The 22,551-nt window shown below is 42.1% G+C and carries 16 protein-coding genes and 1 other annotated feature; of the genes, 9 read left to right on the forward strand and 7 right to left on the reverse strand.

Annotated elements, in window-relative coordinates; all coding sequences use genetic code 11:
• Positions 1-7 precede the first annotated feature (7 nt).
• The gene (locus G7Y42_RS08405; RefSeq protein WP_165005712.1) at positions 8-889 is read right to left on the reverse strand and encodes an ABC transporter ATP-binding protein; all 882 of its coding nucleotides are present in this window, start codon (positions 887-889) and stop codon (positions 8-10) included.
• A gap of 257 nt (positions 890-1,146) precedes the next feature.
• Between G7Y42_RS08405 and G7Y42_RS08410 the strand changes: the two genes are divergently transcribed.
• Entirely contained in the window at positions 1,147-1,770 is a 624-nt protein-coding gene (locus G7Y42_RS08410) for a TetR/AcrR family transcriptional regulator (protein ID WP_165005713.1), read from the forward strand.
• 70 nt (positions 1,771-1,840) lie between these two features.
• On the opposite strand, the gene G7Y42_RS08415 is transcribed toward G7Y42_RS08410, so the two are convergent.
• On the reverse strand, positions 1,841-3,139 hold the full coding sequence (locus G7Y42_RS08415) for a polysaccharide deacetylase family protein (RefSeq protein ID WP_165005714.1): 1,299 nt from the start codon (positions 3,137-3,139) through the stop codon (positions 1,841-1,843).
• 272 nt (positions 3,140-3,411) lie between these two features.
• Positions 3,412-3,616 (forward strand) — a binding site (T-box leader).
• 109 nt (positions 3,617-3,725) lie between these two features.
• Here G7Y42_RS08415 and tyrS point away from each other — a divergent pair.
• From tyrS to nhaC, 4 genes are all read left to right on the forward strand, one after another.
• Positions 3,726-4,982 carry a tyrosine--tRNA ligase gene (gene tyrS, locus G7Y42_RS08420; protein WP_165005715.1) on the forward strand — a complete coding sequence of 419 codons (1,257 nt, stop codon included), beginning with the start codon at positions 3,726-3,728 and terminating at the stop codon, positions 4,980-4,982.
• A gap of 291 nt (positions 4,983-5,273) precedes the next feature.
• The gene (tdc, locus tag G7Y42_RS08425; protein WP_165005716.1) at positions 5,274-7,151 is read left to right on the forward strand and encodes a tyrosine decarboxylase; all 1,878 of its coding nucleotides are present in this window, start codon (positions 5,274-5,276) and stop codon (positions 7,149-7,151) included.
• Positions 7,152-7,379: 228 nt separating this feature from the next.
• The gene (gene tyrP, locus G7Y42_RS08430; protein ID WP_165005717.1) at positions 7,380-8,801 is read left to right on the forward strand and encodes a tyrosine-tyramine antiporter; all 1,422 of its coding nucleotides are present in this window, start codon (positions 7,380-7,382) and stop codon (positions 8,799-8,801) included.
• A 108-nt stretch (positions 8,802-8,909) separates the two neighbouring features.
• Positions 8,910-10,271 carry a Na+/H+ antiporter NhaC gene (gene nhaC, locus G7Y42_RS08435; protein WP_165005718.1) on the forward strand — a complete coding sequence of 454 codons (1,362 nt, stop codon included), beginning with the start codon at positions 8,910-8,912 and terminating at the stop codon, positions 10,269-10,271.
• A 274-nt stretch (positions 10,272-10,545) separates the two neighbouring features.
• Here the strand turns inward: nhaC and G7Y42_RS08440 are convergent, their stop codons facing one another.
• From G7Y42_RS08440 to G7Y42_RS08455, 4 genes are read right to left on the reverse strand one after another with little or no spacing between them, the layout of a single operon-like run.
• Complete coding sequence (locus G7Y42_RS08440; protein WP_165005719.1) at positions 10,546-11,565, reverse strand: LacI family DNA-binding transcriptional regulator; 1,020 nt, start codon at positions 11,563-11,565, stop codon at positions 10,546-10,548.
• 29 nt (positions 11,566-11,594) lie between these two features.
• Positions 11,595-12,602: an aldose epimerase family protein gene (locus tag G7Y42_RS08445; protein ID WP_165005720.1), complete on the reverse strand. Its 1,008-nt coding sequence runs from the start codon at positions 12,600-12,602 to the stop codon at positions 11,595-11,597.
• Entirely contained in the window at positions 12,595-13,260 is a 666-nt protein-coding gene (gene pgmB, locus G7Y42_RS08450) for a beta-phosphoglucomutase (protein WP_165005721.1), read from the reverse strand. The genes G7Y42_RS08445 and pgmB overlap by 8 nt, the downstream gene beginning before the upstream one ends.
• The gene (locus G7Y42_RS08455) at positions 13,253-15,547 is read right to left on the reverse strand and encodes a glycoside hydrolase family 65 protein (RefSeq protein ID WP_165005722.1); all 2,295 of its coding nucleotides are present in this window, start codon (positions 15,545-15,547) and stop codon (positions 13,253-13,255) included. Before G7Y42_RS08455 ends, pgmB begins: the two co-directional genes overlap by 8 nt.
• Positions 15,548-15,818: 271 nt before the next feature.
• On the opposite strand from G7Y42_RS08455, the gene G7Y42_RS08460 reads away from it, so the two are divergent.
• Positions 15,819-17,996 carry a PTS transporter subunit IIBC gene (locus G7Y42_RS08460; RefSeq protein ID WP_165005723.1) on the forward strand — a complete coding sequence of 726 codons (2,178 nt, stop codon included), beginning with the start codon at positions 15,819-15,821 and terminating at the stop codon, positions 17,994-17,996.
• Positions 17,997-18,085: 89 nt separating this feature from the next.
• Positions 18,086-18,913 (forward strand): endonuclease/exonuclease/phosphatase family protein, encoded by an 828-nt coding sequence (locus G7Y42_RS08465; protein WP_165005724.1) that lies wholly within the window; start codon positions 18,086-18,088, stop codon positions 18,911-18,913.
• A gap of 19 nt (positions 18,914-18,932) precedes the next feature.
• Here the strand turns inward: G7Y42_RS08465 and G7Y42_RS08470 are convergent, their stop codons facing one another.
• Positions 18,933-20,648: a hypothetical protein gene (locus G7Y42_RS08470; RefSeq protein WP_165005725.1), complete on the reverse strand. Its 1,716-nt coding sequence runs from the start codon at positions 20,646-20,648 to the stop codon at positions 18,933-18,935.
• Positions 20,649-20,890: 242 nt separating this feature from the next.
• Between G7Y42_RS08470 and G7Y42_RS08475 the strand changes: the two genes are divergently transcribed.
• Both G7Y42_RS08475 and G7Y42_RS08480 read left to right on the forward strand, forming a co-directional pair.
• The gene (locus G7Y42_RS08475; RefSeq protein WP_165005796.1) at positions 20,891-22,015 is read left to right on the forward strand and encodes a class C sortase; all 1,125 of its coding nucleotides are present in this window, start codon (positions 20,891-20,893) and stop codon (positions 22,013-22,015) included.
• Positions 22,012-22,452, forward strand: coding sequence for a GNAT family N-acetyltransferase (locus G7Y42_RS08480; RefSeq protein ID WP_165005726.1), 441 nt, complete (start codon positions 22,012-22,014; stop codon positions 22,450-22,452). Before G7Y42_RS08475 ends, G7Y42_RS08480 begins: the two co-directional genes overlap by 4 nt.
• Positions 22,453-22,551: the final 99 nt, after the last annotated feature.

Genomic DNA, 22,551 nt, shown 5'->3' on the forward strand with positions numbered 1-22,551 from the left:
ACGCCTCCTATCCTTTATAATGACGCATGAATAAATCTTCGAGTGTTGGAGGAACCGATTCGATTTTTTTCACACCTAATCTGGCTGCCTCAGCTAAGATCCCATCGAGCTGATTGCTATCTGCAGAAAAACGAACTTCGTTGCCTTGTCTAGTGAAATCATGGACTCCTTCAAGATTTTCCAGACTGCTGCTGTCATTTCTGGTCTCAAGAGTGATCACAGAGCGGGTAAGATGCCGCAATTCTTTCAATGACCCTTCTTCTACGACTTTTCCTTGCCGGATGATGACGACCCTGTCAGCCAAACGTTCGACTTCGCTGAGGATATGGGAAGAAAGCAGAATCGATTTGCCTTCTTGTTTCAATTTCTGTACTTCTTCCTGAAAAACAGCTTCCATCAATGGATCTAATCCAGCCGTCGGTTCATCGAGTAGATAAAGATCAGAATCGACAGATAAAGCAGCGATCAGTCCGACTTTCTGACGATTTCCTTTCGAGTAATTTTTAGCTTTTTTCTTAGGGTCCAGTTCAAAACGGTCGATCAGATATTCTTTCTTCGCATAGTCGCCCTTTCCATGAAGCTTCATGAAAAAATCGATGATCGCTCCGCCAGTCAGATTTCCCCATAAAGAAACATCTCCAGGCACATAAGATAAGCGCTGATGGATCGCTAGACTGTCCTTCCAGACATCTTGTCCGAAAATCTGAGCCGTCCCGCCGTCTTTTCGAATAATACCTAGCAATGTTCGGATAGTCGTTGATTTCCCTGAGCCATTTGGTCCGATAAAACCGACAACTTCGCCTGAATCCACAGTGAAGGAAACGTCTTTCAACGCTTCAAATTTGCCGAAATTCTTTTTTAAGTGTTCGACTTTGATGATCTCTGTCATAGTCGTTGAGCTCCTTCCGTCCATAGGAACGCTTTTTTTGTATACTGCTAGTTGTTCTAAAAGTCCAAAAAAGCTTATCACAAAAGTTTTATAGACTGATTTGTTATTATGAGTATATAATATTCTTTTCGGATATTGCTGTCAAAGAAAGTATCAGCTTCTGATTTGTAGTTACTTGCGGGAGTCATCGTTAGTCGTTATAATGATAAAAAAATAAACTATTTTTTATGTGAAAGTTTAAAAAAGGAGCATCTGTCATGAACGGCTTTGAAAAAAGAGCGCAAGAAAAGAAAAAGCAAATCTTAAAAGCGGCTTTTGAACTGATGAATACAGACGGGGGAACAGCAAATCTGACAATGGAAAAGGTCGCAGAACAGTCACACGTCAGTAAAGCCACGATCTTTAAGTATTTTGGGAACAAAGAATCACTGATCTACGAAGTGTTTTTTGGTTTCATCGATGAGATCGGACAATCTGCCAGAGAAATCGCAGCAGAAAACCTGCCATTTGAAGACACACTGATCAAAATGAGCAAGAATAAAATCAGCTATCTGAATCGAGTGAACAAACAGTTTTATCTTGATCTGATGGATTATTACACAAAGAAAGAAGAAGGACGCTTTTCTTCAGTGATGGAATCTTATCTGAAAGAAAGTTTCGAGATGATGCTAGATCTTTTCCACCGAGGACGAAAAGAAGGGAAAGTGGATTGGAAGTACTCCGATGAATTTCTGATTTTATATTTCCAAGCAATGGTTGAAGGAATCTCCAGTCCAGAAATCTACGGGAAACTGCTTCCTTACACAGAAGAATGGACGGAACTGCTGATAAAGGGAATCGCACCGAATAAAAAAGGATCACGCTTAGTAGAATCATTATAAGAAAAGTGATGAAAGAGAAAAAACGACCGGAATCCGAAATGGAGATCCAGTCGCTTTTTTATAAGAAAGATCAAGAGGCTTCTCGCGAATCACGATCGTAGACATCCGTCACTTTGAAGAACTGTTCCAGCACAGTGTTTTCGCCAGTAAGATCGGATTGGAATCGAATCCCGTCGACATTGATCCGTGCGTTGCGATAAAAGTCAGTACCTAATTGTCCCCAAGCAGGTGTGGAAGCATCGACGTTACAAAAAATAGTGAATCCTTGGCTTTTCAGATAGTCGAATTTCTGGTTTTCCTGTGAGTAAGGCTGCCAGTCGCTGATATCTGCCCCGAAAGGATAGATCAGAATCGATGTGTTCCCTAGTATCGGTGCGACTTCCTGCTGCCAACGCTCATTGTCTTGTTTGACATCTTCAAGAGAGGCTTGTGTCATATTCAGGTGCCCCCATGTATGAGAAGCGAAATTCCATCCGTCTTTTTTCAATCGGTCTGCTACTTTTACGGCTTCTTCGATCTCTTTTTTGGTTTTTTCGTTATCCCCATACTGCGATTTGGAAGTCCGGTAGCCCAGTACATCGTTGTATCCGGTAAGAGCTAATGTCCCTTTTGCCCCTTGGTAGGAAAAATCGGGATGTTTCTTGACGAATGTGTCGATAAGAGGGACCATATCGAAATCGCCCACTTCTTCTTTGTCTTCATCTTTATAGATATTCTTGACCTCGTTGTCTTTGGTCAATACTAGTCGGCTAGCAAAACCGGAATGATCCATATATTCATAATAGCTGACATCATCTTGAGAGAGAACAAGTGGTTTTTTCCTTTTCGGTAACGAGATCCCGACAAAAGTAAGGCTCCCGTCTGATTCTCGCTTGACCAGTTTTTCCAGATTGACTAACACATAATTGTTTCGATAAAGTTCTTCGATTGTTTTGTTGAATTCGGGAATCGTGACCATATAATCTTTGTAGCCTTGTGCTTGTTTCGAGTGGAAGGCCTTCGTGGGATCGACAATCAGGCTGTGGTAGAAAATATGAGAGATCGTCGTAGGATCATCCCAAGCGACAAGTTGTTCTTTTTCCTGCTTTATCGTTTTGAGAAGCTGCTTTGTGTCTGATGAAGAGGAAGGATGCTTTTCCAGTAATTCGATCGCCTTGTCATAATCATAACTTTGCGCGAGATGCTTCGCTTGAGCGACAGTATTTGTCTCTTCTGTTTTTTCATTCGTAGGTGTTTCTGTTATTTTTGTTTCAGATTCAACTGTTTCTTTTTTGTTGGTAGCTTGGACTACGAAAAATAAGCTTAAAATTAAAATAACGGCAGTCAAAAAAGAAGTAGCCCCTAAAATGATTTTCTGTTTTTTATCCATGTATCTCGTCCCTTACTTTTTCATTTTTTTAATCCCCCAACGTCCATTGTATCGAAGATAAGAAGGGAGGGGAAGCGACAAGACTTTTAGTGAAAATTACAGAAAAAAACCAGTCTGAATCTATTTTTTCAATTGTTTAAATTTTAAGGAAATATAAAAAAAGTTCGGAATTAATGCGAATTCAAATAGAAAAAATAGGTTTTTTGAAAAAAATGAGTTTTTCCTGTTGACAAAGAAAAAGTTGCGCTCTATGATAGACACATATTAATAATAACAAGACGAAGATCGAAACGAAGTAGTTGTTAAAGCCAATGTTTCAGAAAGCTAGTGGTCGCTGTGAACTAGTACAAGCTTTAAAGCGAATTACATTTCAGGAGTCTTTGGCAGTCATGCCGCGCGACAGCGTTATATGTTTGAGAGATATGTTTTGTCATGAAGCATATAAATTGGGTGGTACCGCGAATTTTCGTCCCTTGGCTAGCTTAGCCGAGGGACTTTTTTTATTACACTCAATTTGATGTACTTTTGATAATCAGCATGCTAGCAGGTTCCTGCTTTCATAAAAAAACTATACGGAGGTAGTAAAATGAATATTATCGATGAATTAACTTGGCGCGACGCCATTAATCAGCAAACGAACGAAGAAAGACTTCGTGAACTTGTTGAAGAAAAGAGTATTTCACTTTATTGCGGTGTTGATCCAACCGGCGATTCAATGCATATCGGACATTTGATCCCTTTTATGATGATGAAGAGATTTCAATTGGCGGGCCATCATCCATATATTCTGATTGGCGGCGGAACAGGAACAATCGGCGATCCAAGCGGCCGAAAAACAGAACGTGTCTTACAGACAATGGAACAAGTGCAACATAATGTCGATGCACTTTCGAACCAAATGAGAAAATTATTTGGTAAAGACGCAAACATCACTTTTGTGAACAACTACGACTGGTTGTCAAAAATCTCTTTACTGGAATTTTTGAGAGATTACGGTAAAAACTTCAACATCAACACAATGTTGGCAAAAGATATCGTAGCAAGTCGTTTAGAAGTAGGAATCTCATTTACTGAATTTACGTACCAAATCCTCCAATCGATCGATTTTCTGCATTTGCACAAAACCTTCGATGTCCAATTGCAAATCGGCGGGGCAGACCAATGGGGGAACATCACTGCAGGATTAGATCTGATCCGTAAATTAGAAGGACCAGAAGCCGAAGCGTTCGGATTGACGATCCCATTGATGCTGAAAGCTGATGGAACGAAATTTGGGAAAACAGCAGGCGGTGCAGTCTGGCTGGATCCTAAGAAAACATCACCATTTGAGTTCTACCAATTCTGGTTGAATCAAGATGACCGTGATGTCGTCAAATACTTGAAATTCTTTACCTTCTTAACACAAGAAGAAATCAATGAATTAGCGAAAAAAGTCGAAACAGAACCTGAGAAACGTGAAGCACAACGTCGTTTAGCAGAAGAAGTGACGAAGTTCGTGCATAGTGAAGAAGACTTGAAAGAAGCGCAAAAAATAACGGAAGCATTGTTCTCTGGCAATATCAAAGAACTAAATGCCGATGAAATCGCGCAAGGATTCGGTAAAATGCCGAATGTCGAAATCTCAAGTACACCTGAAAATATCGTGGAATTACTTGTTTCCACAAAAATTGAACCATCTAAACGTCAAGCACGTGAAGATGTTTCAAATGGAGCTATTAGTATTAACGGTGACCGCGTTACCGATTTAAATTTTGTCATAAATCCATCAGATGAGTTCGATGGTAAGTTTGTGGTTATTCGAAAAGGTAAGAAAAATTACTTTTTGGCCAAAGTAATTGATTAGAATTTAGTAAGTTTTTGCCTTGAAAAAGGCAGGGTCTATTACAAGATTCCAATTTTGAAACCCATCCTAAAAGGAAACGCTGGTTGTCGTTAATACAATCTTAACGGGGGAATTTACTTTTGTAAATTCCCCCGTTTTTTTTAATTTTTTTAAATGTGTGAATAATTCGAATAATTGATACATATTAAAATAAGATTAAAAAAGCTCTGGAGAATCAGTTTACAGAATAGAAGAACAGGTGTAATGTAGGGCTCGACAAAATTTAAATATTTTTTTAGGAGGGTTTCACTTATGAGTGAATCATTGTCAAACGATCTAAACCTAAATGCCCTATTCATCGGGGACAAAGCTGAGAACGGCCAAATCTATAAAGCTTTGTTGAATGAATTAGTGGACGAACATCTAGGCTGGCGTCAAAACTACATGCCACAAGACATGCCTATCATTACGCCAGAAGAAAAAAGCAGTGCAAGTTTCGAACACACTGTGAACAGAACAAAAGATGTTTTATCAGAAATTTCAGCACGGATGCGTACTCATTCCGTTCCTTGGCATAATGCCGGACGTTACTGGGGTCACATGAACTCTGAAACATTAATGCCATCTTTATTAGCGTATAATTTCGCGATGTTATGGAATGGTAACAACGTTGCTTACGAATCTTCTCCTGCAACAAGCCAAATGGAAGAAGAAGTAGGGATGGAATTTGCAAAATTAATGAGCTATAAAGATGGCTGGGGACACATCGTTGCCGACGGTTCTCTAGCAAACTTAGAAGGACTTTGGTATGCACGTAATATCAAATCTCTGCCTCTTGCAATGAAAGAAGTTGCACCAGAACTAGTTGCTGGAAAAAGCGATTGGGAATTGATGAACCTGTCAACAGAAGAAATCATGAATCTGTTAGACAGCGTGCCAGAAAAAATCGATGACATCAAAGCACATTCTGCACGTAGCGGAAAACATTTAGAAAAACTAGGAAAATGGTTAGTGCCTCAAACAAAACACTACTCATGGCTAAAAGCTGCCGACATCATCGGTATCGGTTTAGACCAAGTGATTCCAGTGCCAGTTGATCACAACTACCGCATGGACATCAACGAACTTGAAAAAATCGTTCGCGAATTAGCTGCTGAAAAAACACCAATCTTGGGTGTTGTCGGTGTGGTTGGTTCTACCGAAGAAGGAGCAATCGATGGAATCGATAAAATCGTTGCTTTACGTCGCGTATTAGAAAAAGACGGAATTTACTTCTACTTGCATGTAGATGCTGCTTATGGCGGATATGGCCGTGCGATTTTCTTAGACGAAGACAACAACTTCATTCCTTTCGAAGAACTAAAAGAAGTTCATTACAAAAACAACGTCTTTACAGAAAATAAAGATTATATTCTAGAAGAAGTACACAGTGCGTACAAAGCGATCGAAGAAGCAGAATCAGTAACGATCGACCCTCACAAAATGGGTTATGTTCCTTACTCTGCCGGTGGTATCGTAATTAAAGATATCCGCATGAGAGACGTGATCTCTTACTTCGCAACATACGTATTCGAAAAAGGGGCAGACATCCCTGCATTACTTGGTGCGTATATCCTAGAAGGTTCAAAAGCCGGAGCAACAGCTGCCAGCGTTTGGGCTGCACATCATGTATTGCCATTGAATGTCACTGGTTATGGTAAATTGATGGGTGCTTCAATCGAAGGTGCACATCGTTTCTATGACTTCTTGAATGACTTGTCATTCAAAGTCGGTGATAAAGAAATCGAAGTTCATCCATTGACTTATCCAGATTTCAATATGGTTGACTATGTGTTCAAAGAAAAAGGCAACGATGATCTAGTTGCAATGAATAAATTGAACCATGACGTGTATGATTATTCTTCATACGTCAAAGGAAGCATCTATGGTAATGAATTCTTGACTTCACATACAGACTTTGCTATTCCTGACTACGGAAACAGCCCATTGCAATTCGTCAATAACTTAGGATTTTCAGATGACGAATGGAATCGTGCCGGAAAAGTCACAGTATTACGTGCAAGCGTCATGACACCATACATGAACAAAGAAGAACATTTTGAAGAATATGCTGAAAAGATCAAAGCAGCTCTTCAAGAAAAATTGGAAAAAATCTACGCAGACCAATTATTGGCAAGCGAAGAAAAATAAGCAAGGCGATGATGACAGAAGTGTATCGCTTCTGAGACAGGAAGTTCGAAAGGGACGTCTTTTGACGAATCCCTTTCGCTTCCCTTTGTTTTGAGGTTGTCTTTGAAGTATGTCTTCAAGCAATAGACTCAAAGAATCCCCTTGATTATTCGCTCGTTTTCGTTTGTTGCTTAGACTGCTTCGATGACACCGTTATTTTTATCCAAAAAATCAAGGAGAGTGTCAACGGTGAGTAAATCTGAAGTAAGTAAAATGGGTCTTGGGACCTTTATTGGTCTGACCATGGCGTTGTGTGCGACCGTTCGGAGTATCCCTACGTTAGCCGCAGTCGGTTGGACATTGATTTTTTATTCGATTTTCGCAGTTTTGTTTTTTGCCGGACCAATTTCAATGGTTTCCGGTGAACTTTCAACCATGCTTCCTCAAGAAGGCGGTCCTCAATTATGGGTAAAAACCGCATTAGGAAGCAAATGGGGATTTGTTGTTGCCTGGCTATTATGGGTGCAAATGTTCCCAGGGATGGTAATGGTCGCCTCTACATTAGGCCCATTGCTAGGAAACACGTTCGGTAATGTAGAACTCGGCAATAATCACTGGTTTGTTTTAGGTTGTATTTTAGTTATTTATTGGATCATCACGATTTTGAACTTGAAATTCGATATGGCCAAAGTCGGTGGGGACATCGGTGTGTGGCTAGGGGTATATATCCCAGTTGTCATCATGTTCGTTCTAGGCGTGCTTGCAGCATTCAAAGTCGGCTTGGTTTCTAACGGTTATTTAGGCGCATTTTCTTGGTCTAAAGCATTCCCTGACTTAGAACATATCGATTCATTGAAATACTTAGCTGGGATCACCTTTATTTTCGTTGGGATCGAAATGAGCTCTGTGTACATGCCTCGTTTGAAAGATGCAACGAAGAATTATACAAAAGGTGTATTCATCGCCTTGATCGGTCTAGTTCTATTGAACGTCATCAATGCGATGCTTGTTGCCAATGTCGTTCCTGACGGCAAAATGGAACTAGCAAATATCACACAGCCAATCCTGATTGACTGCCAAATTTTAGGTCTGCCTGAAGTGATCGGTAATATCTTCAGCTTCATGGTATTTATCGGTGTACTTCTGCAATTATCTGCATGGGTAACTGGACCTTCAAAAACAATTATCCAAGTAGCACGTGAAGGCTTCTTGCCTCCAAAATTCGGCTTCCATAAAGAAAACAAATATGGTGTGTCAAGAAATGTTGTATTGACACAATCAATCGTTATCTCATTATTTGCATTGCTTTACGGAATCATGGATGATGTAAGTGCTGTATTCTTGACATTAACAAATGCTACAACTGTTATTTATTGTATCGTATATGTGTTAATCGCTATATCTCTACTTAAAATGCGCAGCAAACATCCAGAACTGGATCGCCCATACCGTATTGGTAAAAAAGGAAACGGCTTCGCTTGGGTAGTCAGCTGCATGCTGATTTTCTCGATTATCGTTGTCGTATTTGCTACTTTAGGTACTGCAACACTTAGCGATGCATTGCTCGTAGCAGTCATCACGGTTGTTATGTTTGTTATTCCGTTAATCATCAATCATTTCAAGAAAGATTCTTGGGGAGCGGAAGTAGAAAAAAGTTTAGAAGAAAAATAAAAGAATATTCTACTCAGATGACAAATAGTCGCTGATTCAGTAGAAGGTCCTGCCAAGTGAATAGCTTTTTCATGGCAGGGCCTTTTTCTAAGAAGTGGGAGACGTACAGTGAATAAAAAAATGTCAATAAAAGAAAGTATAGCTGTTCTGGTCGTATTGTTAGCAATGTTAGGCGTGTTGATTATCGGTTTTCAATTAACCCCGCATATCCCGATCCTTGCAGCTTTTATGTTGTTGTTATTTTATGGTAGATTCAAACGGTTTTCATGGGATGAGATCCATGATGGGATCATCAAAGGGATCACTCCAGGGATCATCCCGATCCTGATTTTTTTGCTGATTGGCGTATTGGTTGCTTCGTGGATCTTGTCTGGAACGATCCCAACGATCATGGTATACGGATTCAAGCTGATTTCTGTCCGCTTCTTTTTACCTACAGCTTTTCTTGTATGTACGATCGTGGGGATTACCGTCGGGAGCTCGTTTACTACGATCTCTACGATCGGGATCGCCTTTTTAGGGATTGGACATATCCTTGGGTTCAATGATGCGATGACTACCGGTGCTGTTGTATCAGGGGCTTTTCTAGGAAATAACTGTTCACCTCTATCTGATACGACGAACTTGGCAGCGGGCATTGGCGGAGTGAATCTATTCGAGCATATTGCCGGGATGCGTTACACAGATTTCCCTGCGTTCCTCTTATCTTTGATCTTTTACACGATCTTAGGGCATAATAGTCATTCGGCTGATCTGGCGAGCATCAACGAAATGGTCCGGAACATGGAAGCCAGTTTCTGGGTATCTCCATGGACATTGATTCCTTTGATTATTTTATTCGGTGGAGCCATCAAGAAAATCCCGGCTATCCCTACATTACTGGCTGGTTCAACTGCTGCGATCATTCTCTCCTTCATCCATGAGAAGAGTTTGAGTATCGGGAAAGTAGCAGATATCTTGATGAATGGGTATGTAGCGCATACAGCAGACAACAAGCTCAATGAATTACTGTCACGTGGCGGTATCATGAGTATGCTAGGTTCAGCGAGTCTGATTCTGCTTGCGTTAGCACTTGGCGGACTATTGATCAAATATACGGTAGTTGAAACGATCGTCCAAGAATTGCGCGAAAAAATGGATCGGCCTTCTCGCTTGATTGGATTTACCGCTTTGAGTAGTATCGGGATCAATCTGATCGTTGGAGAACAGTACTTGTCGATCATTCTGCCTGGTGAGACGTTCAAACATTCTTTCGATCAAGCTGGATTGAATAAGATCTACTTGACTCGGACCCTTGCGGATGCAGGCGCGACAGTGAATTCCCTTGTTCCATGGGGTGTGAGCGGAACGTTCATTATGGGGACGATGAAGGTAAGTGCCTTGCATTATCTACCATTCGCCTTTTTCTCTATCCTTGCGCCTGTCTTTACGATAGTCGTCGGATTTTTCTTGAATCGAAAAAAAGTGTAATCTAATTAGTTGATGATACTCCCACCATAGCAGTTTCTGAAAAGATTGCGTTCAGACTGCTGTGGTGGGATTTTTTTGATGAAAATGAGATGCTTATAAATGAAAATCTTCAGTATGGTTATGCTGATCGAATTTATCATCTGATCCGGTTATGTACGCTATTTTACTGTTATTTTATAATCTAGAATAGCTAGATGAAGGGTGGAACACCGCTTATCCGAAAAAAGAAGCTGCAACAAGATTTTTGTCACAGCTCCGCAAGATGTCTCATCGATTATTGTAGGGTATCTAAGGGCACAACGGTCTCTCTTTTGACTAAACGGTGGGGGATGACTAAACGTACGCCGTTACTGATCTCGTCATGGATCAGTTCCTGCAGCTTCTGCATAGCGACGCGTCCCAATTCTGAAATATCGATGTCGATACTTGTGAGATAAGGATGTGTCAATGTCGAGAAAATCGAATTGTTGAAGCTGATCACCGATAATGTCTCAGGGATGACGTAACCATACATCTGTGCCAGCTGCATGGTGCGAAGGGCGAAGATATCATCGATGACCACAAGTGCAGTGGCTTTCGCATCATCTAAGATACGTTCGAATGCCAGATAATCTTCTGCCTGCTCCAATGCGACACTAGGAAGGGAAGGGAGTCCTGCCAGCATCATCGCTTTTTGGTAACCGAAATAACGCTCGAAATACAAGCTTTCATGGGTCGTATTAGTAACGAAGAGGATGTTTTCATGCCCGTTTCGAATCAGAAACTCTGTGGCCTGTTTGCCTAATAACTGATTGTCGTTATCGACATAAATGATTTCACTCTCATGACGATAAGGCTGTCCGATCAAAGTGAAAGGGATGTGGTTCTGATACAAATAATCGATCACTGGATCTTCACTATCGGAATAAACGAGGATGAAGCCGTCCACTTGTTTTTGCAAGTGCATGCGCTGGACATTTTCGAGTAAGACATCGAAGCTTTTGGCAGTAGCGATCGCAGTCGTCATGTTGTAATGACGTGCTTCTTCATTGATTGCTTCCATGATCTCGAGATAAAAGGGGTTTCCTATCCGTTCTTTTGAATCAAGTGGAGGCAAGATGACGCCGATCGCATTTGAGATGCGTTTGCCCAGATTTCTGGCAGTGATATTCGGGACATAGCCAAGTTCGTCCATGATCTTTCGTACTTTTTTCTTTGTTGCGTCTGAGATACTTGGATGATCGTTGATGACGCGGGAAACAGTTGAAGTGGCGACGCCTGCTTTTTTCGCAACATCTTTCACTGTGATAGTCATTAGTTAAAACACCTTTCTATTGCCGTCCGTTAGTGGGCTGAAAACTGATAGATCGTTTGGCTGATCCGTTCCTGCCCAGGATGCAAGCTGATCGATCCAAGATCGGGCAAGTGAACGAGATCGGGGAATTCCTGAGGTTCGATCGCTAATCCGTAATTGGAATGCATCTTTTTCCCATTCAAGACAAGGTCAGCGTCGAAACCGGTCGTAGAAAATAATACCATACTTTTGTTCGTCGTCGCTATAGACAGTTGTCGTCCTGATTCTTTTTCAGCCAGCACGAGAGAAGTCTTGGAAAGTCTTGGATTGTGCAAAACGAAGACGTCATCTAGTCCATTTGGGAAGTGAGAGAAGATCTCTTTCATGCTTGTAGGCTGCTTGAAGCGAACGGGCAGCTTTTCTTGTTCGATCAATTTCCCAGTCGGCAGTTTCTCAGTGTCTAGTGCCAGTAATCCGTCTAGGTATACCGTCAATCGATGGGTGTCGATATCTCTTTTGCCGTCGCCTGACAGGTTGAAATAGGCGTGGTTCGTCGGATTGCAGATCGTTTCGCAATCACTGCTGGCGGTGGTTGTCCATTCCAATGTGTCATTGATCAGACGATAGGTGACGGTAGTGGTGATCGGTCCGGGGTATCCGGAAGAAGTGTCTTTCAAGTAAAAGACAACGCCGATCGCTACAGGTGTTTTAAAAATCTCGACTTCCCAATATTGGAAAGACCAGCCATCTGATCCGCCATGTATATGGTGATCACCACAGTTTTTTTCGAGCTGATGCTGATCCCAGCTGCCGTTTCTGATCCTGCCGGCTACTGGACCCACAGTGGCGCCAAAATAGCTTTTGTCAGCCAAGACATCGTCAAGGTGATCGTAGGACAATAAAATGTTTTCCATCCGTCCGTTTTTGTCCGGTGCGAATATCTGATGAAGACGTGCACCGTAATTGAGAAGAACGACTGTTAGATAGTCGTTCTTCAGTGTGATTTTTTTTAATCTCGTTTTGGGGACAGAGCAGACTGAGATCGTTGGTTCACTCATAGTCCTGCCACATTTCTTTTAAATAATCGAAGGTCAGTAAAGAGGTATCTTCAAGAATCGGGAATCCTTCCCCTAAGTCTTCCGTTTGTCCGATACCAATTGGCTGTGCACCGCTTGCAAGGATAGCTTGGATCCCTGCTTGCGCATCTTCAATAGCGATGCAGTCAGTCACAGGTATACCAAGACCTTCTGCAGCAAGTAAGAAAACATCAGGCGCAGGTTTTCCGTGTGCTGCTTTTGCAGGATCAGCGATGACGTCAAAATAAGAAGACAACGCCATTTTTTCAAGTAGAAAAGGACCATTTTTGCTGGCGGAAGCCAATGCGGTTTTGATCTTGGCACCTTTCAATTCAGTCAATAGTTCTAGTATTCCTGGAAATACATCATCTGGTGTTATTTCTTGGATCATTTTGAGATAATAGTCATTTTTTCTTTTTGCTAAAGCAGCGAATTCTTCCGGTGAAAAATCCTCTTCTCTATGTCCGTAAGCGAGTAGCAGAGATAAAGAATCTTCGCGACTGACACCTTTTAGCTGTTCGTTGAATGCGCGGTCGATCGTGATGCCGATTTCTTGTCCCAATTGTTTCCATGCACGATAATGGAATTCCGCTGTGTCTGTGATCACGCCATCCAGATCGAATAATACACCTTTAAACATAAGCAGCATCCTTTCTCAAAGGGATCTGTAGTTTATCCGTCAATGTCTCGTTCTTTTCATAGATCGAAATCGAAAGAGGCGCACCTTCTAACAAATCGAAAGTCACCTGGTCGTTTGTGACAGAAACAAAGAGTAGACGACCACGATAATTGATATGGAAAGAGTAAGCTTTCCACGTTTTCGGCAGGAATGGGGCAAAGCTTAGTTGTCCGTGATCTGTTTTCATTTGTGCAAATCCTTGGACGATCGCTAACCAGCTACCAGTCATCGAAGTGATATGCAACCCGTCTTCTGTATCATTGTTGTAGTTGTCCAAATCCAAACGGGCGGTGCGCTGATACATTTCCACTGCTTTTTCTTCCATCCCGAGCTCTGCCGCTAAAATCGCATGGATGCTTGGCGACAAGGAAGATTCGTGTACAGTCATCGGTTCGTAGAAGTCAAAGTTCCGCTGTTTTTCTTCCTTTGTAAATGAATCGTTGAAGAAATAGATTCCCTGAAGCACATCTGCTTGTTTGATGAAGCAAGAGCGCAAGATTTTATCCCAAGACCAGTGCTGGTTCAATGGCAGATCGTTTGCTGGTAATTCTGACACAGGCATCAGTTCTTTATCCAAGAAAGTATCATGCTGGACAAAAATCCCTAATTCCTCATCTGTTGGGAAATACATATTATCTGCGATTTCTTTCCATTTCGCCAATTCATCTTCACTGATCGCGACTGAAGCTTCGTTTCGATAAGACAAATAATTTTCTCGTGTGTAACGCAATACCCAGGCAGCGATAGTGTTAGTGTACCAGTTGTTGTTGATATTATTTTCGTATTCATTCGGGCCAGTCACGCCATGGATCATGTACTTGTTCTTTCTTTTAGAAAAATGGACTCTGTCCGCCCAGAAACGTGCGATCTCAGCTAAGACTTCAAGTCCTTCTTTTTTCAGATAAGTTGTATCACCGGTGTAATTCGTATAGTTGTAGATCGCATAAGCAATCGCACCGTTTCGATGGATCTCTTCAAAAGTGATTTCCCATTCGTTGTGGCATTCTACACCAGTGAACGTCACCATTGGATAAAGAGCACCTTTCAGTCCTTGCTGCTGCGCATTGTGGATTGCTTGCGGCAACTGGTTGTGACGATATCTCAGCAGATTTTTTGTCACTTCCGGTTTTGCTAAAGCAAGATATAGAGGAACCGCGTACGCTTCCGTATCCCAGTAAGTGGCGCCACCGTATTTCTCTCCAGTGAATCCTTTTGGTCCGATGTTCAAGCGCTCATCTTCGCCATAATACGTGGAGAAGAGCTGGAAGAGGTTGAAGCGGATGCCTTGCTGTGCTTCGGCGTCTCCTTCGATCGTGACATCTGCTAGTTTCCATCGTTGTGACCAGGCTTTCGTCTGTGCTTCTTTTGCTTGTGTATAGTGATGGTCGAGTTGCTGGAGTTTCGTGACTGCTTGTTCTGCCTGTTGTGCTTCTGGGACATCTCGACTTGTCAAGACAATGACTTCTTTATCCAGCACCAGTTTTTCACCTTGAGATAATTTTGCTGACAAGTGTCCGTGCAATGCCAACGTGTCTTCATGGTAATCAGGGACAACCGCTTTTCCGTCAATGAAATGACGCATCGCAGCAGTGACCGTGAATTGTTCGATCCCGAATGGATTTGGGATCGTTTTTGTCGTTAAGTAGCCGATTTCTTGATGGAAATGGCGATCAATCTGATTCCAGAAATGTTCGTCATAGTTACTATCTTCGTTTTGGACATTCCCGTCCAGTTTGGAAATGATACGGATGTCGGCTGTGCCTTCTAGCATTTCGGCAGTCAATCGAATATAAGCAGTTTCATTTTTTGTGATACTCAAAAAACGTTCAAAAGATAGACGGATTTTGCAAGAAGCTAAGGTAAGTGTGTAACCTCGTGATACTACGCCATTCCTCATATCTAGTTCCCAGTAGAAATCCTCTGGCAGCAAAGCAGCTAAGTCGATCAACTGGTCATCGACGAAAAGATCGATCGAGATAAAATCTACGGCATTGATCACTTTGCCAAAATATTCAGGATACCCGTTTTTCCACCAGCCAACGCGAGTTTTGTCAGGATACCAGACACCGGCCAGGTACGTTCCTTTGTGATGGTCGCCAGAATAAGCTTCTTCAAAATTCCCCCGCATGCCCATATATCCGTTTCCGATACTGGTCAGAGATTCTTGCAAGCGAAGGTTTTCCTTATCTAACTGAGTCGTGCGGATTTTCCAAGGATCGATTTCGAATAATCGTTTGATCTGTTTCATTGTACGCCTCCTATGTGCTTCATTTTATAAGTCTATAATAAACGCAACCGATTGCACAAGTCAATAGAAATTCTATAAGAGATTCTGACAGACGAAAAGAGAAGCGATCGAAATAATCTGGAATCTGTCCGTTTAATAAGGGAAAGGTTAATCGTATGATACGCATGAAAGAAGCAGAGAGAATAAAAATAAAAAATAAAGCATTTACAAAAAAAGAAACACAAGCTATAATGAAAATAACGAAACCGATTGCGTAAAGGAGATAAGGAGTATGAAAAAGTTATTCAGTTTTGAGTTTTGGCAAAAATTTGGAAAGGCTTTAATGGTTGTCGTAGCTGTCATGCCGGCAGCTGGGTTGATGATCAGTATCGGGAAATCGATCCCGCTCATCAATCCCAATCTAGCTCCATTAGTAACAACTGGTGGTGTGATCGAGAATATTGGCTGGGCGATCATCGGGAATCTTCATCTTTTATTTGCATTAGCAATAGGAGGAAGCTGGGCAAAAGAGCGTGCAGGAGGAGCTTTCGCAGCTGGTATTTCATTTATCCTGATCAATCGTATCACCGGAGCGATTTTCGGCGTGACAACGGAAATGCTGGCAAATGAAGAGGCCTTCACGCATACGTTGTTCGGGACAAAGATCATGGTCAAAGGATTTTTCACAAGTGTACTGGAAGCTCCAGCGCTGAATATGGGCGTATTCGTAGGGATCATTGCCGGTTTTGTCGGAGCGATGGCGTATAATAAGTATTATAATTATCGAAAACTGCCAGATGCCTTGTCTTTTTTCAATGGAAAGCGCTTTGTTCCTTTTGTCGTCATCTTATGGTCAACGATCGTTGCACTAGTACTTGCTGTTATCTGGCCGAACGTTCAGGCAGGAATCAATAATTTTGGTTTGTGGATCGCACAATCACAAGAAAGCGCACCGATTTTGGCACCTTTCTTGTTTGGAACATTAGAACGGCTGCTATTGCCTTTTGGGCTGCATCACATGCTGACGATCCCCATCAACTATACTCAGTTGGGCGGATCTTATGAAATTCTGTCAGGTGCACAAGCAGGAACCCAAGTGTTTGGACAAGATCCTTTATGGCTAGCTTGGGCAACTGACTTGGTCAATCTCAAAGGTGCAGGAGACATGTCTCAGTACGAGTTCGTGCTGAACAACTGGACACCTGCTCGTTTCAAAGTCGGTCAGATGATCGGTTCTTCAGGTATCTTGATGGGGCTGGCGCTTGCGATGTATCGAAATGTCGATCCTGATAAAAAATCGAGATATAAATCCATGTACTTTTCGGCTGCTTTAGCCGTATTCCTGACTGGTGTGACAGAGCCACTGGAATTTATGTTCATGTTCGCCGCTGTGCCATTGTATGCGATCTATGCAGTGATCCAGGGAGCGGCGTTTGCGATGGCAGATATCTTGCCGCTTCGGGTCCATTCATTTGGGAACATCGAATTACTGACTCGGACACCACTAGCGATCAAAGCCGGATTAGGCGGAGATCTGATCAATTTTGTGCTTTGTGTCATTCTTTTCGGCGTAGTTACGTACTTTTTAGCCAACTTTATGATCAGAAAGTTCAATTTTGCAACACCGGGACGTAATGGGAACTATGACAACGATAGTGATGAAACAACCCATACAGCTGGTGGGGCCATCGCTGCAGATAAACAAGTGATCCAGATCATCCATTTGTTAGGCGGGAAAGAAAATATCAAAGATGTCGATGCTTGTATGACTCGTTTACGTGTCAGTGTCAAAGATCGGGAGAAAGTCGGGTCAGAAGAAGCATGGAAGCGAGCAGGCGCAATGGGTCTGATCGTCAAAGACAATGGCGTTCAAGCAGTTTACGGACCGAAAGCAGATGTTCTGAAATCAGATATCGAAGATTTGCTGGAATCCGGTGCTGAGATCCCGGAACTTCAAAGTGAATCAGGAGTTACCCCGATAGTCACAGGTAAAACAGAGACCACAGCCTTCTTAGGCGAAGAAAGAAAGCTTTATGCGCCAGCATCTGGAGAGGTACTTGCTTTAAGCGAAGTAAATGATCCAGTCTTTTCACAAAAAATGATGGGGGATGGCTTCGCAGTCGTACCGATCTCAGGAGAAGTCACAGCACCGATTGCCGGAAAGATCACGAGTATCTTCCCAAGCAAACATGCAATTGGTTTGCTGACAGCAGAAGGCGCAGAAGTGCTGATCCATATGGGAATCGATACAGTCCAAATGAAGAATCCAGCATTTGACATCACTGTTCAAGAAGGACAAGAGGTAAAAGCAGGAGAGCTACTGGCAGTAATGGACCTTGATATCGTGAAGAAAGAAGAAAAAGACCCGACGATCATGATCGTGTTTACCAACGACAAAGTAGAAGAAGTCATGATCAAACAGCTTGGTACAGCGAAAACGGGTGAAGAGATCGGTTCGATCAAAATCTAGCGCGACCAATATTTATGTGAGAAAAAGTGAATGTACGGGGAGGAAATAGCGATTGCTCCTCCCCTTTTTAGTTCATGGAGGAGAAAACGATGAAACTGATGACCGTGAATACGCATAGCTGGCTGGAGCAGGAACCTCTAGAAAAGCTAGAGCAGCTAGCGAAAAAAATCCAAATAGAACAATATGATGTGATTGGTTTACAGGAGATCAACCAGCTGATCGATTCCGAATCCGTCACCGAAGAAGAGCTTTCGGGTTTTTGTCCAGTTGAAAATCAGACACCGATTCATCAAGACAATTTCGTCTATTGCTTGATCAAACGGTTGAGAGAACTGGGAGAAGAGTATTTTTGGAGCTGGGAAATGAGCCATATCGGCTACGATATCTATGAAGAAGGAAATGCTCTTCTTTCGCGTACGCCATTAGAAAGCGAGGCACTTCTCGTGTCTGAAAGCCAAGAGAAAGAGAATTATCGGACAAGGAAACTTTTAGTTGGCAAAACGTTTTTTCAAGGAAAAGAGATCATTGCAGCAAGCTGCCATTTTTCATGGTGGGAAGATGAGAAAAGCGGATTTGCTTATGAGTGGGCGAAATCACAAAAACACCTGTCCCGACAGGATACCCCGATTTTCCTACTGGGTGATTTCAATAATCCATCTGGGGAAAGCGGCTATCAGCTAGTGGAGAAAAGTGTCTTGCATATCCAAGATGCTTTCACGAAAGCGCGTAAGACCATTGGAGAAGCCACCATCGAGAAAACGATCGACGGTTGGGAAAACAACAATGAAAAATTGAGGATCGACTATATCTTTGTACCTGAGAATAGGGAAGTCCTGCAATATCAAGTCATTTTTGATGGAAAACAAGAAGCGATCATCAGTGATCACTTTGGTGTGGCAGTAAAGCTTGGAGAATAAAAAGAGAGAAGCTGGGAAACTAAGTCCCGACTTCTCTCTTTTTGCTATTGAAGAATTTTTGACGGATGAATAAGACGAACAGGTAAAGCCAGCCGAGGATCGTCATTCCTAAAATAAAGTAGAAATAGACAGGTGTCTGATAACGCAAGGTGACTTCGTTGATTCCTTTTTGCTGTTTGATGATCGGAGTCCCGATATCTGTGAGTTCATAATCTGTTAGATCTCTGCCATTTTGACTCAAGATCGTCCGATCATAGACGACGACTGGAAGATGGACCGTGTCTTCTCCCGTATTTTTCCATTTGACAGTCAATAAACCGCCGGGATGTGTCTTGATGAATGTCGTCTCGCTTTCTAGAATCTCTTCATTATAACGGTCATATTTGTTTGCTTTGGTTTCTTTGTAGATCGGCAGATAGTCAGGAGTCGTTTTTTGAAAGACAAACAGACTGGTCGACATGTCTTTGCTGAAAAAAGTTTTTCTTGCCTGTGCCGGTGTATCGAACAGATAAGTGTGTCGGCTGACGAATGTCTCTTTTTCCCATTTTCCGAGATGTTCATAAAGATTCTGGATCGTCTGCATCGAGCAAATAAGAATGCTCAAAACACCGACCAGCCGAAACCATTTGCTTTTGCTCCACTGATTCAGCGTAAGTGCTAAAAAGAGCAGAAAAAGAAGCGTGAATGGCACGAAAAAGCGAAAAGGAAACTGTATCAGACTGACGAAAGGAACCTCTTTTTCGATCATCGTTGTCCAAGGGATCAAGCTGGTCGACAAAAGAAAGAATCCGAAGCTCGTATACAACAAAAGCTTAGGAAGCATCTCCTGTGTATGATAAAACAAGACGAAAAGCAAGAATCCTGCTAATAAGAGAAGCGGGAATACTTTCGGATAGTGGAGCCAGTAACTGCCGTCTAGATCGATCGCCTTTTGGCTCATTTCTCGATTCACGAATGGCGGAAGGATCTTATTCCCGCTGTAGACGATCGCTAAGCCGCCCCAGATATTGGCAGTCAGCACGAAATAAAGCAAGATCGATTTTCCGAGTGCGAGCAGTGATTTTCCTTTTTCTGTCTGCTGGAAGAAATAATAGAGATAAAAAGGAACGTACATCAAAGCCAGCATGATCGATGACAGTAAATGGATCTGAGTCATCAATGCTATCGAAATGGCGACTTTGATTATCGGGAATCTTTTGTGTACGACGAAATCGATGATCGGGATCATACACAGTGGATAAAAGCATGTCCCCCAGCTAGTGAATCCTTGGTTGACCGCCCAATATTGGATCGAATACGTACTCATGAACAGTACAGCAATCGGTACGCTCACCCAATCCCTCACCTTGGCATATCGCAATAACCCTAGCATAGACCAGCCAGATATCAAGAAAAGAATAAAATTGGATAGAATCTGATAATGGAACCAGCTTCCAGAAAGCAATACGATCAAGCCTTGGAAATAAGCAAAAAATGGCCCGTAAACCGCATTGACGATCCGTCCGCTTTGCTGAAACCCATAAAGAGAGGGAAAATAATGGAAGTCGCCGTTTTTGATTTGCTCAGCGGCATCATAGAACCGATTGTAATGAAACGGCGCATCTGCACCAAGGATCAGTTTATGTGTGAATAAATGCGGCAGAATAAATGCCAAAGCAATGAAAAAAATTGCTAAAAAAGAACCGTATTTTTTCAATTGGATAACTCCTTTTTGTGGTTTCGTTAAACTCATCATAAAGCTTAACGAAAAAGGAGGCAAGAAATTAGAAAAAACATGAAAGAATTTATGAAGTTTGCAAGAAAAAAACAAGTGAATTTTCAAATGATAAATATTTTATTCTGAAAAAAGCTCGTATCCCCCTATTGATTTCTTTTTTACTCAGAGCATTCTATAATAGAAGTAAAGGGAAAAAAGGGAGGGGTTGGGTGGCACAGAAGCAGAAAGGAAGCAGAAAGCAGCTGTTATTTCAACTGGTGATGTTGGTTTTTGTTTTAGTAGGATTACTGGTTGCCTTGTATCCATTTTATGTGGCTTCTTTGAACAGTTTCTTGGACCAGAGACGAATCGAGCAAGTCCAGAGAATCTCTGAGACCGAAAAAAAGGCAGCAAGAGAAAGAATGACAGCAGAAAACGAACGATTGGCTGATCAGGGGATGCATCCAGGTGCAGATCCTTTCGAGGAAAAAACACAAAAGGCTAGTAAAGAGGAAACGGAGAAATATCGGATCGGAAGTGTGAATATTCCTAAGATCAATGTACACATTCTGCTTTATGATCGTCTGAATGAGGCGATTTTGGAAAAGGGCGCTGGAGTGTTGCAAGGGACGTCTTTTCCATTGGGTGGAGAATCGGTACACTCGGTCATTTCTGCTCATAGCGGATTGCCTAGTCGGCGGCTGTTTACGGATCTGGAGGAGTTAGAGATCGGAGATACCTTTATCTTGACTGTCTTAGGAGAAAAGCTTGCTTATGAAGTGAACAATATCCAAGTCGTCACACCAGACGATACATCTGCCTTGAAGATCGAAGAAGGGCAAGATCTTGTTACTTTACTGACCTGTACGCCTTATATGATCAATTCGCATCGTTTGTTAGTCACGGGCCACCGGATTCCTTACAGTGAATCAGTCGAAGAAGAGGAAGGACAAGGGAACCAGGAACGGACTTTCCGGCAATTACTGATCCTTTTAGGCACTGCTCTTTTAGCTGGACTGATTTTATTGTCTCTTATTCGTGGGATCCATCGATACCGATTGAGTCGAAAGCGTATGGATTTTTCTTTTTTTGTACAAACTGAGTCAGGAGAGCCGGTAGCTGGTCGTTCCTTGGTGCTGAAGCACAAAAAAAGAACGCTTACCAGAGAGGGTCAGCCATTTCTCGTATCCAGCGATAGCAAAGGACAGATCAGATTCGAACAATTGCCAGGAGGGACCTATCGGATCGTTTCGACCGAAGACCCTAAGATCACAGCATCTTTTGGAGTCAAGAAACTGAAACAAGAACAAATGCACTTTTTTGAAGGAAGAAAATCTGTCAGCGAACTTCACATAAACGGCTGGCATTTCAAGATCGATGAAGCATCAGTGAGGAGAAGAATATGATTCGTAAAACACTAGGATTAACTGCTGAAGAACTGGAGAATATTGCGTCTATTTGGTTGTCCGCCAACTTAGATAGTCATGCGTTCATTACAGGCAGCTATTGGGAAAACCAGCTAGAAGCAGTCAAAAACGTTTTGCCGGAAGCGGTCATCTATCTGGCAGAACTGGATCAGGAAATCGTAGGCTTTGCCGGCGTGATCGATCAATCGATTGCGGGGATTTTCCTGAAAAAAGAATACCGGCACCAAAAAATCGGTACGCAATTGATCCAAAAGATAAAAGAAGACCATGATGCACTGACGTTGACCGTCTATCAGAAAAATCAGTCCGCCTTCCATTTTTATCTCTCACAAGGATTTACCATCCAAGCGCAGCAAATCGATGAAGCGGTGAATGAACAGGAATTCGTGATGGAGTGGCGGAAAAGGTCAAATTAGTCTCTGATTTTTAATAGAAAAAAGAGGTTGTGACAGAAGTGGGCAGCTTCAAGAAATAAGAAGGAATTTACGAAAATTGCTTTTCAAATTTTTGTGAAA

Source organism: Enterococcus sp. ZJ1622, from assembly GCF_011038845.1.
Taxonomy (GTDB): domain Bacteria; phylum Bacillota; class Bacilli; order Lactobacillales; family Enterococcaceae; genus Enterococcus_B.